The sequence below is a fragment of the Planococcus sp. RAB007_Raresut genome (genome assembly GCF_057369535.1).
Map to the genome: position 1 here is coordinate 1 of NZ_JBXYIF010000277.1, position 235 is coordinate 235.

The 235-nt window shown below is 43.8% G+C and carries 1 pseudogene; it reads right to left on the reverse strand.

Annotated features, from left to right (window positions below):
- Positions 1 to 235 (reverse strand): annotated as a pseudogene (locus AC2Q9J_RS18530) (ribonuclease HIII); the annotation flags it as partial.

Below are 235 nucleotides of genomic sequence, written 5' to 3' on the forward strand. Positions count from 1 at the left end.
GCATTATGGGCGATGGCAGTCATTTTACCTTGTGTCATCGTACGTTGCATGTTGTTGTATGTTGGATTATGCAGTGTCGCTTTTTGATAAGGAATCGTAGCATGTAAATCCTTCGCAATCCGGATGATTTCAGGATCGGATAACTGTTTGGAATCTTTTACGCCGAGTTCTTTCACGAGTGCGATTTGATCGCATGAGACAAAAGCCGCTACGACGACGAGTGGTCCGAAATAAT